19 protein-coding genes are annotated in these 14,358 nt (G+C 35.8%); 12 read left to right on the forward strand and 7 right to left on the reverse strand.

Annotated features, from left to right (window positions below):
* Window positions 1-6: 6 nt before the first annotated feature.
* Window positions 7-996 (reverse strand): C40 family peptidase, encoded by a 990-nt coding sequence (locus J2Z26_RS22395; RefSeq protein ID WP_193539416.1) that lies wholly within the window; start codon window positions 994-996, stop codon window positions 7-9.
* Between the two features lie 262 nt (window positions 997-1,258).
* Between J2Z26_RS22395 and J2Z26_RS10000 the strand changes: the two genes are divergently transcribed.
* Window positions 1,259-2,383 (forward strand): conserved virulence factor C family protein, encoded by a 1,125-nt coding sequence (locus J2Z26_RS10000; RefSeq protein WP_193539414.1) that lies wholly within the window; start codon window positions 1,259-1,261, stop codon window positions 2,381-2,383.
* A 36-nt stretch (window positions 2,384-2,419) separates the two neighbouring features.
* Here the strand turns inward: J2Z26_RS10000 and J2Z26_RS10005 are convergent, their stop codons facing one another.
* Window positions 2,420-3,085, reverse strand: coding sequence for a polysaccharide deacetylase family protein (locus J2Z26_RS10005; protein ID WP_209794334.1), 666 nt, complete (start codon window positions 3,083-3,085; stop codon window positions 2,420-2,422).
* Window positions 3,086-3,734: 649 nt separating this feature from the next.
* On the opposite strand from J2Z26_RS10005, the gene J2Z26_RS10010 reads away from it, so the two are divergent.
* The 5 genes from J2Z26_RS10010 (at window position 3,735) to J2Z26_RS10030 (ending at window position 7,056) form a co-directional block, all read left to right on the forward strand.
* Window positions 3,735-4,169, forward strand: a complete 435-nt coding sequence (locus J2Z26_RS10010; protein WP_193539410.1) for a BrxA/BrxB family bacilliredoxin — start codon at window positions 3,735-3,737, stop codon at window positions 4,167-4,169.
* A 76-nt stretch (window positions 4,170-4,245) separates the two neighbouring features.
* On the forward strand, window positions 4,246-5,022 hold the full coding sequence (locus tag J2Z26_RS10015) for a class I SAM-dependent methyltransferase (protein ID WP_193539408.1): 777 nt from the start codon (window positions 4,246-4,248) through the stop codon (window positions 5,020-5,022).
* A 69-nt stretch (window positions 5,023-5,091) separates the two neighbouring features.
* On the forward strand, window positions 5,092-5,223 hold the full coding sequence (locus tag J2Z26_RS10020) for a YuzL family protein (protein ID WP_193539406.1): 132 nt from the start codon (window positions 5,092-5,094) through the stop codon (window positions 5,221-5,223).
* Between the two features lie 353 nt (window positions 5,224-5,576).
* Complete coding sequence (locus J2Z26_RS10025) at window positions 5,577-6,167, forward strand: YpjP family protein (protein WP_193539404.1); 591 nt, start codon at window positions 5,577-5,579, stop codon at window positions 6,165-6,167.
* Window positions 6,168-6,339: 172 nt separating this feature from the next.
* The gene (locus J2Z26_RS10030; protein WP_193539402.1) at window positions 6,340-7,056 is read left to right on the forward strand and encodes a TerC family protein; all 717 of its coding nucleotides are present in this window, start codon (window positions 6,340-6,342) and stop codon (window positions 7,054-7,056) included.
* A 38-nt stretch (window positions 7,057-7,094) separates the two neighbouring features.
* Here the strand turns inward: J2Z26_RS10030 and J2Z26_RS22280 are convergent, their stop codons facing one another.
* Window positions 7,095-7,226 (reverse strand): hypothetical protein, encoded by a 132-nt coding sequence (locus J2Z26_RS22280; RefSeq protein WP_264467127.1) that lies wholly within the window; start codon window positions 7,224-7,226, stop codon window positions 7,095-7,097.
* Window positions 7,227-7,401: 175 nt separating this feature from the next.
* On the opposite strand from J2Z26_RS22280, the gene J2Z26_RS10035 reads away from it, so the two are divergent.
* From J2Z26_RS10035 to J2Z26_RS10050, 4 genes are read left to right on the forward strand one after another with little or no spacing between them, the layout of a single operon-like run.
* Window positions 7,402-8,148: an anthrax toxin lethal factor-related metalloendopeptidase gene (locus J2Z26_RS10035; protein ID WP_193539400.1), complete on the forward strand. Its 747-nt coding sequence runs from the start codon at window positions 7,402-7,404 to the stop codon at window positions 8,146-8,148.
* 45 nt (window positions 8,149-8,193) lie between these two features.
* Complete coding sequence (locus J2Z26_RS10040) at window positions 8,194-8,988, forward strand: thymidylate synthase (RefSeq protein ID WP_193539398.1); 795 nt, start codon at window positions 8,194-8,196, stop codon at window positions 8,986-8,988.
* Window positions 8,985-9,491 (forward strand): dihydrofolate reductase, encoded by a 507-nt coding sequence (locus tag J2Z26_RS10045; RefSeq protein ID WP_193539396.1) that lies wholly within the window; start codon window positions 8,985-8,987, stop codon window positions 9,489-9,491. The genes J2Z26_RS10040 and J2Z26_RS10045 overlap by 4 nt, the downstream gene beginning before the upstream one ends.
* Complete coding sequence (locus J2Z26_RS10050; protein ID WP_193539394.1) at window positions 9,491-10,201, forward strand: lysophospholipid acyltransferase family protein; 711 nt, start codon at window positions 9,491-9,493, stop codon at window positions 10,199-10,201. Before J2Z26_RS10045 ends, J2Z26_RS10050 begins: the two co-directional genes overlap by 1 nt.
* 36 nt (window positions 10,202-10,237) lie before the next feature.
* Here J2Z26_RS10050 and trhA read toward each other — a convergent pair whose 3' ends face one another.
* Window positions 10,238-10,879, reverse strand: a complete 642-nt coding sequence (gene trhA / locus J2Z26_RS10055) for a PAQR family membrane homeostasis protein TrhA (RefSeq protein ID WP_193539392.1) — start codon at window positions 10,877-10,879, stop codon at window positions 10,238-10,240.
* A gap of 19 nt (window positions 10,880-10,898) precedes the next feature.
* Entirely contained in the window at window positions 10,899-11,945 is a 1,047-nt protein-coding gene (locus J2Z26_RS10060) for a sigma 54-interacting transcriptional regulator (RefSeq protein ID WP_193539390.1), read from the reverse strand.
* A gap of 202 nt (window positions 11,946-12,147) precedes the next feature.
* Here J2Z26_RS10060 and J2Z26_RS10065 point away from each other — a divergent pair, with 202 nt between their 5' ends.
* Entirely contained in the window at window positions 12,148-12,399 is a 252-nt protein-coding gene (locus tag J2Z26_RS10065; protein ID WP_193539388.1) for a DUF2535 family protein, read from the forward strand.
* Window positions 12,400-12,518: 119 nt separating this feature from the next.
* Complete coding sequence (locus tag J2Z26_RS10070) at window positions 12,519-13,361, forward strand: DegV family protein (protein ID WP_193539386.1); 843 nt, start codon at window positions 12,519-12,521, stop codon at window positions 13,359-13,361.
* Window positions 13,362-13,414: 53 nt separating this feature from the next.
* On the opposite strand, the gene J2Z26_RS10075 is transcribed toward J2Z26_RS10070, so the two are convergent.
* Both J2Z26_RS10075 and J2Z26_RS10080 read right to left on the reverse strand, forming a co-directional pair.
* Complete coding sequence (locus tag J2Z26_RS10075; RefSeq protein ID WP_193539384.1) at window positions 13,415-13,906, reverse strand: PCYCGC motif-containing (lipo)protein; 492 nt, start codon at window positions 13,904-13,906, stop codon at window positions 13,415-13,417.
* Between the two features lie 133 nt (window positions 13,907-14,039).
* The gene (locus tag J2Z26_RS10080) at window positions 14,040-14,303 is read right to left on the reverse strand and encodes a hypothetical protein (RefSeq protein ID WP_193539382.1); all 264 of its coding nucleotides are present in this window, start codon (window positions 14,301-14,303) and stop codon (window positions 14,040-14,042) included.
* Between the last annotated feature and the right edge of the window lie 55 nt (window positions 14,304-14,358).

The raw sequence follows: 14,358 nt of genomic DNA on the forward strand, positions 1-14,358 counted from the left end.
GTTTGTTTACTTATGTTGAACAATACGTTTGGCTCCTAAGTAACGTGCTTTCCAATAGGAATTACTCATATTGCTAATTGTAACTCCTTTGGATGAACTTGTGTGTATAAACTTACCATTTCCTAAATAAATTCCAGCATGAGAAGGTCCTCGTTTATAAGTTTGATAAAATACAAGATCACCAACACTTAATTTATCAACACTTTTACCATAATTCCATATTTCACTCACAGTACGGGGAATATTGACCCCTTTTAATCCGAATACATATTTTAAAAAGCCGCTACAATCAAACCCGCCAGGTTTTGTCCCACCCCAGCGATAAGGAGTACCAATTAAGTTCTTTGCTAAAGAAATCACTCCGGTATCAACGGAAAAATTACGATTGTGTTTTACTTTTGTTGTTGTTATTGTTAGTCCCTTTACATTCTTATTTTGTACTAAATGCTGCAGTGTTTGATCATTAGCCACTCCGTTAGTTTCAAGCTTATTTCGCTTTTGGTAGGCCTCAACTGCACTTTTCGTGATTTTTCCAAAGATACCGTCTACTTTTCCGTTATAGTAGCTAAGTTTACTTAGTTTTAATTGTAAAGCTTCAACTTCTGGCCCTCTATCACCCATTGTTAAGGTTTTGGGCTTTAGCTGTTTCGTTGTGTCTGAAAGCTTCGATAGTGTATTGGGTCCTGCAACCCCATCGATTTTTAAATGGGCACTCCTTTGAAAATTTCTAACTGCTTCTTGAGTTTTGGGACCATACACACCATCTATCGTTCCAAAATAATGACTTAACTTACTAAGTTCTGTTTGTAATACTCGTACAGAGTATCCTGTATGTCCATATCTCAGTATTTGATTTTGAATGGGTTCAGGAGAAGAATATTTTGATGGAACCAGTTCCATCTCCGAAGCCTCTGATACAAGTGGAGTCGCTAGAAAGAACCCAGCAGCAACCGATGTTACTACAATTGCATCACGAGTTGGCTTACTTTTTATCATGATGTGTCCTCCTTGAAGTATGGTTGACGATAGTCTCTAAATTCATATTGTTTAAAAATGTGATATATGACAAAATTGTCTAAAAATAGTACGAATTACGCTATTTTAAGACAGGTTCTTAGTAGGGCTTGTCGATATTTCCTGTCCAGACCTAAGAAAGCAAGAGAAGAACTCATATAAGACATGAAAATGGCAACTAGAAATTCACTATGATAAAATAAATCAATACATAGTGTAGAGCAAAATAAGGGGGTAAATTAGTATGAAAATTAAATCGATTGAACCCACTCCGAGTCCAAATACGATGAAAGTTATCTTAGATCAAGAGTTACCTGCAGGCAAAAGCAATAACTATAAAAAAGAAAATCTCCAGGATGCGCCTACCATAATTCAAGAAATTATGGCCATTGAGGGAGTTAAGGGTGTTTATCATGTGGCTGATTTTTTAGCACTTGAGCGAAATGCAAAATTCGATTGGAAGGACATTCTTACTGAAGTACGTAAGACGTTTGGAGAGGATGTTAAAGAGGTAAATAACAAAGGAAATGAGATTAATGAAGGTTTCGGTGAAGTTAAGGTTTGGGTACAGATGATGCAAGGGATACCAATGCAAGTAAAATTAAATGATGGTACCCAAGAAGCAAGATTCGGCTTACCGGAACGTTTTGTTAATGCAGTTCTAGCTATTCAGAATGAAAATGAGAATGTAGTTAAGGATCGATCGTGGAAAGAACAAGGAGTGCGTTATGGCTCTTTGGATGAAATCGGTAGTGAAGTGATCGAAGAGTTATCTGCAGCCTATACTCATGAACGACTAGCAAGGTTGGTAAAAGCTTCAGCTAATCAGGATAAAGAGATACTATCAAAGAAGCGTAGTGCCTATAAAGTATCTCTTGAAATGCTCGATGATCCAGAATGGACAAAGCGTTATGCTGCTTTAGAGCAAATGGATCCAACAGAGGAAGACCTTCCAGTATTAGAGAAAGCACTGAAGGATGAGAAAGCATCCATTAGAAGATTGGCGACCGTCTATCTAGGGATGATTGAGGACGAGTCAGTACTGCCATTTCTGTATAGAGCACTAAAGGACAAGTCCGTTACTGTTAGAAGAACGGCTGGTGATTGTCTATCAGATATAGGAAATCCAGCCTCAATAGAGCCAATGATTGAAGCACTTAAGGATCCAAATAAATTAGTTCGATGGAGAGCAGCCATGTTTCTTTATGAAGTAGGTGACGAATCAGCATTACCAGCTTTAAAAGAAGCGAAGGATGACCCGGAGTTTGAAGTGAGTATGCAAATAAATCTTGCCATTGAACGTATTGCGGGCGGTGAAGAAGCAAAAGGATCTGTGTGGAAACAGATGACAGAAAGTCGAAAAGAATAATTAATCATAAGAAGTTGAAAGGCCTCCCCAAACTCTTTAGTGGGAGGCCTTATTTTTGAATTGCAAAGGTTTTAAGTCTTCTGTGATTTTAGAAAATGTATAGTCCTGCTTCCTTAATTCATCTATCATAATGGATAGAATATCGCTGGTCACTTTTTTATCATGTAGGAGTACTACAGGTGTAATGTTCTTTATAGATAATGAAGAAACCTGCTCTATTACATTTTTTTTGACAAAAGAACCACTTGAATTGGACCAGTCCTCGCTATCCACATTCCAGTCCCACATTAAATAACCATTCAAAGACAGCAAATCACGATGTTCTTGTTTCATATAAGGATAACTTCCGAAAGGCACTCGAATTAGATTCGAGGGATGATCAATGATACTAGAAATACTTTCAAAGCATTGATTCATTTCATCGATTGGTGAGTCAGGAGTAGCATAGAACTGTTTAAGATCATGTGTAACACCGTGACAACCTATAGAATGTCCATCTTTGTGAATTCTCGACACCAGGGCAGGGTATTTATCGATATTACTTTTGAGAAGAAAAAAAGTAGCTTGGATATTTTTCTCCAACAATATATTAAGAATACCTTCAGTATATTTAGTTGGACCATCATCAAAGGTAAGATAAATCGTTTTTTCATCCCGAGAAAAAAGAGTAGAGTGAGCACCAAGCTCCCTAGTTTCTACCACATAAAGAGGACTCTTAACAATATCATCGCTAGATATAGAACGCTTTTCTAAAGCATTTACTATAAATAATTCTCGTTTCTGTTGAGAACTAATACCAACATATAGGACATTTGTTATGAAAAAAAGCAAAAAAGTTAAAAGAGTAATAGTTGTATATAGGTGAAAGTAACGTATTTTCATAGGAGTATGTAAGGATTTCACCCTTTCCGTCATCATCATTCTTACTATTTCTTCTATTAATATAGTATATTTCTCACTATATTAATAGATATTTTCAAAAATTAGGTATAAAGTAAGGGGGAATACAGAGTGATTATGAAGAACAAACAAAGACTCTGACTCATCTCGTAAAGGTTGTTACCCTAAATATATTACAAGAGTGGATTGAAGCGGAAGACACTTGACTCCTGCGGGAGATAGAGGGAAGTGTGAGACCCCACAGGCAAAGCCGAGGAGGCTCACATCCCTCCCCGCGGAAAGCAAGTGTCTGCAGCGTAAAGGAACGGCCTAGATTCAAATTGAGACAAGGGTAGACTTTTAGATGTTTTATTGATTGACGTTATGTAATTTATAAACTCAATGTTTGATTTTCAGACAGACCTTATAGTATGCTCTAAGTGGAATTGAAAGTAATGGAGGGAATAAAACCATGTCAATGGCTTATGAAGAATATATGAGACAAATGGTTCTGCCAATGAGAAAAGAACTAGTAACAGCTGGATTTAAAGAACTAACATCAAGCGAAGAAGTAACAGAATTTGTTGAATCTGCTGAAGGTACCACATTTGTAGTCATTAATTCAGTATGTGGTTGTGCCGCAGGTTTAGCACGCCCAGCAGCTACACAAGCTGTAATGCAAAGTGATAAAAAACCAGATCATCTAGTAACTGTATTTGCAGGACAAGATAAAGATGCAACAGCCCAAATGCGTGAGTATTTTACGGGGATTGAACCATCCTCCCCTTCAATGGCAGTACTAAAAGGTAAAGAAGTTGTACACTTCATTCCTAGGCACGAAATCGAAGGCAACTCAATGGAAGGCATCATGGAAAACATCATGTCTGCCTTTGAAAAACATTGTTAACAAGTGAAGAAACAATTTGGATGTCAGTACTTGACATCCTTTTTTAAATAAAAAAACTGGTGATAAGGTGAAAACATTGATTGTTACTACAGCAGGTAGAACAGACCAAAGGATGATTTCTCTCGCAAAACAAATTGCGGAGGATCTATCTACAACGTATATTGAAAGACGAAAAGCCTCTGTCGAAGAATTACAGCAAAAATACAGTCATGATGTGCTAGTTATCGGTAAGAATCGCCTAGAGCTATATAAACAAAATGAACAAGAACCCTTCTTCTTTCATCCAAACTCAGCGATGTTTAGAATGAAAAGGCTAATGAATGGAGAAGATGATCCCTTAATTAAAGCAGCAGCACTAAAAGAAGGAATGAGCTTTCTGGACTGCACACTTGGATTAGGTTCAGATAGTATAGTAGCAAGCTTCATCGTTGGACATCAAGGAAAGGCTGTAGGTATCGAAGGGAATGAATTATTATCCTACCTAGTTAAGAGCGGATTGCATACATGGGATAGCGGGATAGAAATGTTTAACCAAGCAATGCAAAGAGTAAATGTTATTAATATAGATAACCTGGACTATTTAAAATCCTGCCGTTCTAAAAGCTTTGACGTCGTCTATTTTGATCCGATGTTCGAAGAGGCAATCGACGAGTCGAACGGAATAAGTGCTTTGAAGAGCATTGCTATTTATAAGGATATAACTAACGAGGTTATCGAAGAAGCAAAAAGAGTAGCGATTAAAAAGGTTATTCTTAAAGACCATTGGAGAAGTGAGAGGTTTAATAGGTTTGGTTTCTCTGTGTTAAAAAGAAAGACAGCTAAGTTTCATTTCGGGGCTCTTGATTTAGAATGAAGGTAAACATAATTCTTCTTCATAATTGGGTAGTACATTGGACAATGTATACTTATGGAGGTGAAGAGGATGGCAAAACATCGTAAAGACCCTTCTAAGACTGGGCTAAGTGCTCCATCTGTAGAAGGACAAGGAACAACGACTAGTGAATATGATAGTGTTTCTAAGGATTCAGCTAGACGTAAAACGAAAAGGCAATAGTAAAAGAAAAACTCGTAGGGATCAATCTACGAGTTTTTACTTATCCATTATCAGCGAGATTTAGGTAGACTAAAAAACCTAAAGTAACAAAGCTTGCCACAACAAAAAACCAATCCATTCCCTCACCTCATTCAATATGTATTTGTTATTTATATCTTACCAAATTGTGAACTAATTATGAACAAAATTATAATGAAATTTATTTTGAAACTTTTTATTTCTCTCAACCGTACTAATAGATAAGTAGTTTAATAGAGTGTAAAAGTTATAATTATTTAGTTAAAAAAGTAAAGAATTGTGGTAAAATTAATATAATCATCAGATACATAGGTACATGTAAGGGGATGAAAAAGATGAAAAAGTGGTTACGTAAATCGTTAGTAGTCGGATTTACGATTATGACATTTGGGTTAGTAACTCCACCTTCTGCATTAACTATGGAGCCTGCGAAACCGAATGCTCCAATTAATCCTGATACTTTCGAGAGACATCAATATCCATCACATAGCGTTTCATTCGAAGATTTTAAAATAGATACAAAGGGTAGCTTTGTGGACCTCGCGATGAGCAAAGCGGAAGTACTTGCATTTGAAAAGTTTGGTTCTAGAATAGGTCCAGTAATTGAAGATGAGTTCAAAAGTATCATTCTCCCTCGTATTGAGGAAGTAATACAATCTATCTCAGACCAATATTCAAACGAGGAATTACAAAGGTTGGTCATTTCAGAACAAGTATCGGGTGGAAATACAGAGAAGATATTCCATATCTATGATGAAATGAGCGGTAATGACATTATTCGTTTTCATGTAAGGCGTGATAATCCTCCGCAGGATGGTTTTTGGTTTAATTTCCATTACCATACGCACCATGATTCATTCCAGACTCACCACGAGCTCGGTAACATTTTTTGGGCGAAAAATACTCCTCCGAAATGGATGAGTTAATAATTAAATAAACTTCAAAAATACAAGGTTAGAGATACCTTGTATTTTTTTGTTGTCACAAAATAGACACATTTTTTAAAAAACTAGTTGTATATGAGCAAATCTTAATATAAGATACTTAGTGTCACTAAACATTTTATGTATTTTGAACTACAAGGTTGGGGGAACGAACGTGGAATTTTTTGAAGTATTAGGGTTTGCAATCTCTTCTGCAGCAGTTATTGCTTTACTAAAAATTATTGCAATTGATATTGTATTATCTGGAGATAATGCAATTGTAATCGCGATGGCAACTAGAAATTTACCGGCAGAGCAGAGAAATAAGGCTATCTTTTTTGGTACTGCCTTGGCAGTAATTCTTCGTATTTTCTTTGCTGCTATTATAGTTTACTTATTAAAAATACCTTATGTTACTTTAATAGGTGGAGCACTTCTGTTAATCATTGCGTATAAAGTTCTTGTACAAGAGGAAGAACATGGTAATATTCAATCTCATAATGGTTTCTTAAAGGCAACTTGGACAATCGTTATGGCAGATGCGGTAATGAGCTTGGACAATGTAGTTGCTGTTGCAGGTGCAGCACATGGGAACGTATGGATGATTGCACTTGGGGTTGCAATTAGTATCCCTATTATGATATTTGGATCAAAAGCGATTGTAAAAGCAATGGATAAATACAGCTGGATTGCTTATGTTGGTTCGGGTATCTTAACTTGGACTGCTGGGGAAATGATTTTAAAGGAAGAAAGACTATCTACAGTCTTACATATTCCTCATGGACCAATTTCGTACTTAATACTAGCAGTACTAACTACACTAGTGTTAGGAATCGGTTATATGAGAAATAAAAACATTCAAACAAAAAATAAACTTAAGCAGACAGCTTAAGGTAAGAGAGGCAGGCACTATTATAGGTGTCTGTTTTTTTATAAGATAAAAAACAAAGGAAGTGTAATAAATCCAATATCTACATACATCATTTTTTTACTTTTGGTGATTTCTTCAAGGAGTTGAATGGTTACTAAAATGTCGTTTAGAGATTCATCATTTTTATTCATTAACCGACCTCCATTCCTTTATGCATATTATATGCAGAAGCGGGAAAAGGCGTTAAAGATGTTTACTAATTTTATATTTTCTTATTATTCACGGAATTCTATTATTCTGATATAATAATGATACATAAATTAATAGAGAAGTAGAGTAGACATCAAGATCCGGGAGCGAACTTCTATGAGGAAAATAACATTTATTACAGGAGTTTTTCTTTTTCTTTTTTTTGTACCAGGTGTTAAAGAGGAAAGTGCTTCGACAAATGGAGTTCTATTGAGAGATTTCTCTTCCATTACTTTTTTCATCAATAGGGAGCAAATAGAGAATTATCATCTACTTGAACATATTGTTGTCTTACCAGAGGATTCCTTTAATCAAACTGAAGCGATAAATATGATTCAACGTATTAATTCAATTCATCCATCACTTCTCCAACAATTAATTTCAGAAAATATAACAATAAAGCTTTTTAATGGCAATTTAACAGATGAACCATCTGCCGCACATCTGAAAGGAACTACTCCTAGGGGTTATTCAAACAAAAGTAAAACGTGGGACTCTGTGCCTGGCATCGGTGGAGGAAAAATGGCATTAGCAAAAATTGGTCATAGTGAGAATGGTGATGGGCATGGCTCACTTAATTTAGAATTACATGAGCTTGCACATTCAATTGATAGACATGTTCTCAACCTAATCAGAGAGGACACTATTTTCCAAAGAATATGGAAAGAAGAAGCGAGTAAGATGTTCCCTAATCATGATTATTTTATCACTTATCCAGAAGAATACTTTGCTGAGAGTTTTGTTATGTACTACTTAGGTGACGATACAAAAAAAGAGTTAAAAGAGAAGGCACCGATGACTTATGAGTTATTTAGGCAAATTGAACAAAGTACCTATGATTTCAATGTTTCGACATACCGATAGTTTTGATATAATAAACTCTATTAGTCTAGTGGAGGTTTTTAATAAATGAAGAAATATCTCGAACTTTGTCAACATATCCTTGATAACGGTGTGTTTAAGGAAGATAGAACAGGTACAGGGACATATAGTGCCTTTGGGCATCAAATGCGCTTTAACTTAAAAGACGGCTTCCCATTAGTTACAACTAAAAAATTACATCTTAAATCTATCATTCATGAATTATTGTGGTTTCTAAATGGTGATACAAATATAAAGTATCTTAATGATAATGGAGTTCGTATTTGGAATGAGTGGGCAGATGAAAGTGGAGATTTAGGCCCTGTTTATGGTCATCAGTGGCGTTCATGGCCTACTCATGATGGTAAGACGATTGACCAAATCTCAAACTTAATACATCAGATTAAAACAAATCCTGACTCGCGCAGATTAATTGTAAGTGCTTGGAATGTTTCTGATATCGACAATATGGCATTGCCTCCTTGTCATTGTTTGTTTCAGTTCTATGTTGCGAATGGAAAGTTATCATGTCAACTTTATCAAAGGTCAGCAGATTTGTTCCTAGGTGTACCTTTTAATATTGCCTCATATGCTTTATTGACTATGATGATTGCTCAAGTTTGTGACTTAGAGCCAGGAGAATTCGTACACACATTTGGAGATGTTCACATTTACTCAAACCATGTTGAACAAGTCAAGCTTCAGTTAACGAGAGAACCTTATGAATCTCCACAAATGCTTATTAATCCAGAAGTTAAGTCTATCTTTGACTTCAAGTTTGAAGATTTTACGTTAGTAAATTATGTAGCTCATCCACATATTAAAGGTGAGGTGAGTGTATGATTTCATTATTAGTTGCAATGGACAATAACCGTTTAATTGGAAAAGACAATGATTTACCATGGCGTTTGCCAGCTGATTTAGCTTATTTTAAAAGAGTAACGATGGGCCACTCCATTATAATGGGGAGGAAAACCTTTGACTCAATAGGACGTCCTCTTCCCGGAAGAGAAAACATTATCATTACTCGAAATACAGAGTATAAAGCAGACGGGTGTATAGTGATCCACTCAATAGAGGAAGTACTTGAAATGAATCAAGAAAATAAAGAGCTATTCATTATTGGTGGAGCAGAGATTTTTAAAGAAGTATTGCCCTATGCAGACCGCCTCTACATTACTGAGATCGATGATGTTTTTGAGGGAGATACCTTTTTCCCAGCGTTCCCTTTAAATGAATGGCAAAAAACCACTAGCGAGAAAGGTCCTAGGGATGAAAAAAATCCTTACGATTATAACTTTGTAGTATATGAAAGAATCTCTAGTACAGAGAATGAGGATAGATAATGTTACGAACGATATTTTGGTTTTTATACTTCTTTGGTTTCCTACTTTACAGTATTCCAACACTAAACAGAGTAAAAAAACTTGATTTAACCCTTAATGTTCAAGAACGGGATAAAATAATCCATCAGTTGCCACAGCATTGGGCTAAAAGACTAGTCGAGATTACAAGCTCACAAGTGCAGGTAAACGGAACAGAGAATCTACCTGACGGACCAGTTTTATTTGTTAGTAATCACCAAGGGAACTTTGATATCCCTGTTTTACTAGGTTATGTGAACAAACCAATGGGGTTTATTTCAAAAGTAGAAGTTCAAAAGATTCCAATCGTCCCAAGGTGGATGGAAGTAATGAACTGTGTTTTTATTAACAGGAAAGATAGAAGACAAGCTATTCTTTCAATCAAAGAAGGAGCCGAGAAGTTAAAGAAAGGCCACTCACTAGTTATATTTCCGGAGGGCACTAGAAGTAAGGGCGGAGAAGTTGCGGAGTTTAAAGCAGGCAGCCTAAGACTCGCGACAGATTCAGGTGTACCTATTGTTCCGATTGCAATTAACGGTACCTATAAAATAATGGAGCATGGTGGATTGTTTATGAAACCTTCCAATGTTGAAGTAAGTATCTTACCTCCAATCGTTGGTACTGAAAATCGCAATGTAAAAGAACTCGCAAAAGAATTACAAACATTGATTTCTAAAAAAATCACCCCGTAGCTTAGCCACGGGGTATTTTTTTTAGTTGTTTTTCATTTATACAAACGGAACATCCGTAACATAGAATAATACACAGAAAAACATCGCTGCACTCCCAGCAAGGACAAATCCGTGCCATATAGCATGATGATATGGAATTTTACGCCAGACATAAAAGATTGATCCGACTGTGTAAAGGAGTCCACCTATTAACAACAGCATAAATCCTTCAGCTGAAAGTGATTGATATAAAGGCTTAATCGCAATGATTATCATCCAGCCCATTAGGATATAAAATACAGTGGATAAAATAATAAATCGTTTCACGAAAAATACCTTTAAGATAATACCTACAATAGCGAGTCCCCATATTATACCAAACATGGTCCATCCGAACGCCCCACGTAATGTTACTAGTAAAAATGGCGTATATGTTCCAGCAATCAGTAAATAGATAGCAGAGTGATCTAAAATCTCAAAAATGTATTTTGCTTTTCGATGTGTAAGGCTATGAGTTAAGGTTGAGAATAAATATAGTAAAATCATTGTTGCACCAAAAATTGAAAAACTGACTACATGCCATGCATCACCATATCTTACTGCAAAAATGATTAGCATTACTAAGGCAGGGATACTTAATAAAACACCTATTCCATGAGTGATTGCATTCGCAATCTCTTCTTTAATGGTATACTCCATAATAAAACCCTCCTAAACTTTACTGTATAAATGACTCTAGAGAGTGAAAATACTCCAAGCCGTCTGAGGTGATTTTAGTTCCGGCACGCCCTCTTCCTATTGTTATATAACCATGCTTTTCTAGAAAATCTAGTCTGTGCCTTACTTGTTGTGTAGATAAAGGGTGAGTGGTAATACTGCTTTTATCAGCAATAATGCGTCTGCTGGATGGCTCTCCTTTATCGTTACATTCCATGATGGTTTGAAGAATAAAATAAAACTCTTTTTTCTCCATAAGGCTTATGCCTTCACTTATAGTAACTTTACTCGGTTGAACTTTTACCTTCTTCACTTTTGCTTTTTTATGTTTTTGTATTGGCAGGTCATGCACTTCGATAGACTTACCGTTAAAAACAGCCAGCATATAAGCAACTGTATTTTTCAATTCTCTAACATTGCCATACCAAGATGCATTCGCTAACTTCTTGTAAACAGCTTTATCCACCTTCACAAATTGTCCGCATTCCCGGATGAAGTGATCAACGAGAATGGGGATATCCGATTTAATCTCACGTAAACTTGGAAGCTCAAGTGAAAGGACGTTTAGCCTATAATACAAGTCCTCTCTAATAGTCCCATCTTGAATCATCGCTTGTATATTTTTATTTGAGGTTGAAATGAACCTGATCTTTCGCTTGTTTTGTACTTCCATACTTTCTAGAAAGTAAAGAAGGTTTTTTTGGATATCTATCGTTAAGTCGCTAATTTCATCTAAGACAACCGTACCTTCTTCAGCTTTTATAAGTAGGGTGTTTAAATATTGTTCGACTGTAGTATCGTCCGCAGTTTCTAGCAAAGTACCTAGTGAACTACATGGAACAAAAACAAACGGGCCACCTTTTTTAGATGATTCATTATGAATGGCACTTGTAAATAATTCTTTACCTGTTCCTGTCTCCCCTTGAATGAAAATGGGGTAGTCTGTCTGGGCAAGTTTTCGAGCGACCATAATTGTTTCTAAAAGTAGTGGGTGCTTACCAAGAATATGAGTAAAATTGTATAATGGTGTTTGATTAATCGAGCTCATAGTTACCTGCTTTCTTTGTTATATTTATATTATAACACCCAATTAGAACTAATTGGAACCAATAAAGCGAAAAAATAAATAAATAGTTCATAAAAATTTCTGTTTTTTTCAAAATATCTTGCCATAACCTACATAAATAGACAGACTTCGATAGCACTTTGGGTTATAATATAGGAAACGGGTGAAAAAGAGGATTGATATTTTGCTATTTAAAAGCCTAGAGTTCAAACATTGTAATGGACAGAAGGTTAAGGTCAAGGATATTCCGGTACTAGAAGAAGGCAATACTTATCATTTTATGCTCAGCATACGGCTAGAAAGATTTATTAGACAAATTCATGCTGACAAAAACCCGAACAAAGTGTATTCATTCAAACACTATTTAAAAAAGGTACTAAAATGGCGGGACTATGAACAACTGTTTGAGACAGGTGTTCTAAAAAACAATGCATAATTTATAGGGCCACTCTCTAACTGAGATGGCTCTTTTTTCATTTTTTCATTCTTTTTGCTTTTATGTAGTAAAGATTATAGTTATAATACTAGATAAGATATAGATAGGGAAGTGACAATATGCAAAAGGTTAGAGTTGTAACCGATTCAACAATTGATTTGTCTAAAGAGTTAATTGAAAAGTATAATATTGAAGTCGTTCCTTTGACAATTACTATAGACGGTGAAAGTTACTTAGATCGAATTGATATAACTCCTAGTGAGTTCATTCAGAAAATGAGAAATGCAAAGGACCTTCCAAAAAGTTCACAACCAGCAGCAGGACAATTTGTAGATGTGTATAACAGACTTGCAAGTGATGGTAGTGACATTATTTCTATACATATGACAGGTGGTATGAGCGGTACTGTACAATCTGCTGAAAGCGCTGCAAAAATGGTAGATCACAATGTTCATGTGATTGATTCACGTTTTATTTCAAAGGGACTAGGGTTTCAAGTAATTGAGGCAGCTAAAATGGCACAACAAGGTAAATCTGCTGAAGAGATCCTAAGCGTTGTTAAAAAAATTAGAGAAAATACATATTTGTATGTTACTGTTGACACTCTTGAAAACCTAGTTAAAGGTGGAAGAATTGGTAAAGGGAAAGCCCTTATTGGTTCTCTTCTAAACATTAAACCTATTGCCTCTCTAGAAGGTGGGGTTTATACACCTGTAACGAAGGTTCGAAGCCATTCACAAATTATTAGCTTCCTCTCAAAACAATTTGCTGAAGATACTAAAGGCAAAGAAGTAATGGGTGTTGGCATTGTTCATGCAGATAATATACAAGTAGCAAATAAGCTAAAAGAATCAATTTATACGATTTGTGGCTTTGAAGGAATAACAGTTGAAGATACTACTCCGGTTATAAGTACTCATACTGGACCTGGTGCAATTGGATTTATGTATTATGTAAAATAGTACACGAAACGAAAACCCCCACTATAGTAGTGGGGGTTTTGTATCTCCTCTACCTAAGAACCAGGCTTGGGAGTAGGTGTAGGATTTGCGAAGCCTTCTTTATATTTTTCATCAATTAAATCACGAATTTCTTCAACTGATTTACCCTCTTGGTACTCTATCATAGAAATAGCAGCAATTTCTAGACATACACCACATTTCGTTCCATGATCATCCCAGACGATAGATCCATCAGCATTGTTTTGGTGAACAAAACAATCATAACTATCTCTGTGACCAACAGAATCACCGCAACCACAATAGCACGGAATTTGTTCAAGCAATTCTTGATGATTTGCTGCAGCAGTATAGATGGTTACTAGTTCCTCAGATTTATCACCTAAGAATGATGGGATTTCTGCTGCAGAGCTAGTTTCTTCACGGATATCTCCTATTTGCATTGGAACTTTTTGATCGTGCTCATTGTGTGATGCCTCTTTATTACTACAAGCTGATAGAAGTAGAATGAAGAGTAGTAAGAAAAAATATGTTTTCGATAGTCGCATCTATTTCACCTATCCTATACTAAAAAGTCAATTATAAACTAATAGTAACATAATGCTTAGGTTAGAAATAGATGCGGGTAAAACTATTAAATACTACCATTCTCAATGTTCACTTTTCTGACAAACTTAGAGTCTACCAGAAAAATAAACCACCCAGTGCTAATCCTGTAATAAAGGCAAGTGGAATTGCATATGGGCGACGGTATCCGTATCCTCCATAGAATCCGTATCCAAATCCTCCTAGATTTCTCCCTCTTGGTCCCATTGGCTGGATGTAAACATGACTACGTGTAACGTTGACTATTTTACCAACATGCTTTTTTCCATCACGACATGTAATATTCACTACTTTTCCTTTATAACGACAGCAAGTATCATAGTAATTAACAACAGACATTAATATTCCTCCTTTCATAGCATTAGTACAATGTATGATAGGTTGACGAGGGATG

It is taken from the genome of Cytobacillus luteolus, assembly GCF_017873715.1.
Classification (GTDB): Bacteria; Bacillota; Bacilli; order Bacillales; family Bacillaceae_L; genus Bacillus_BV; species Bacillus_BV luteola.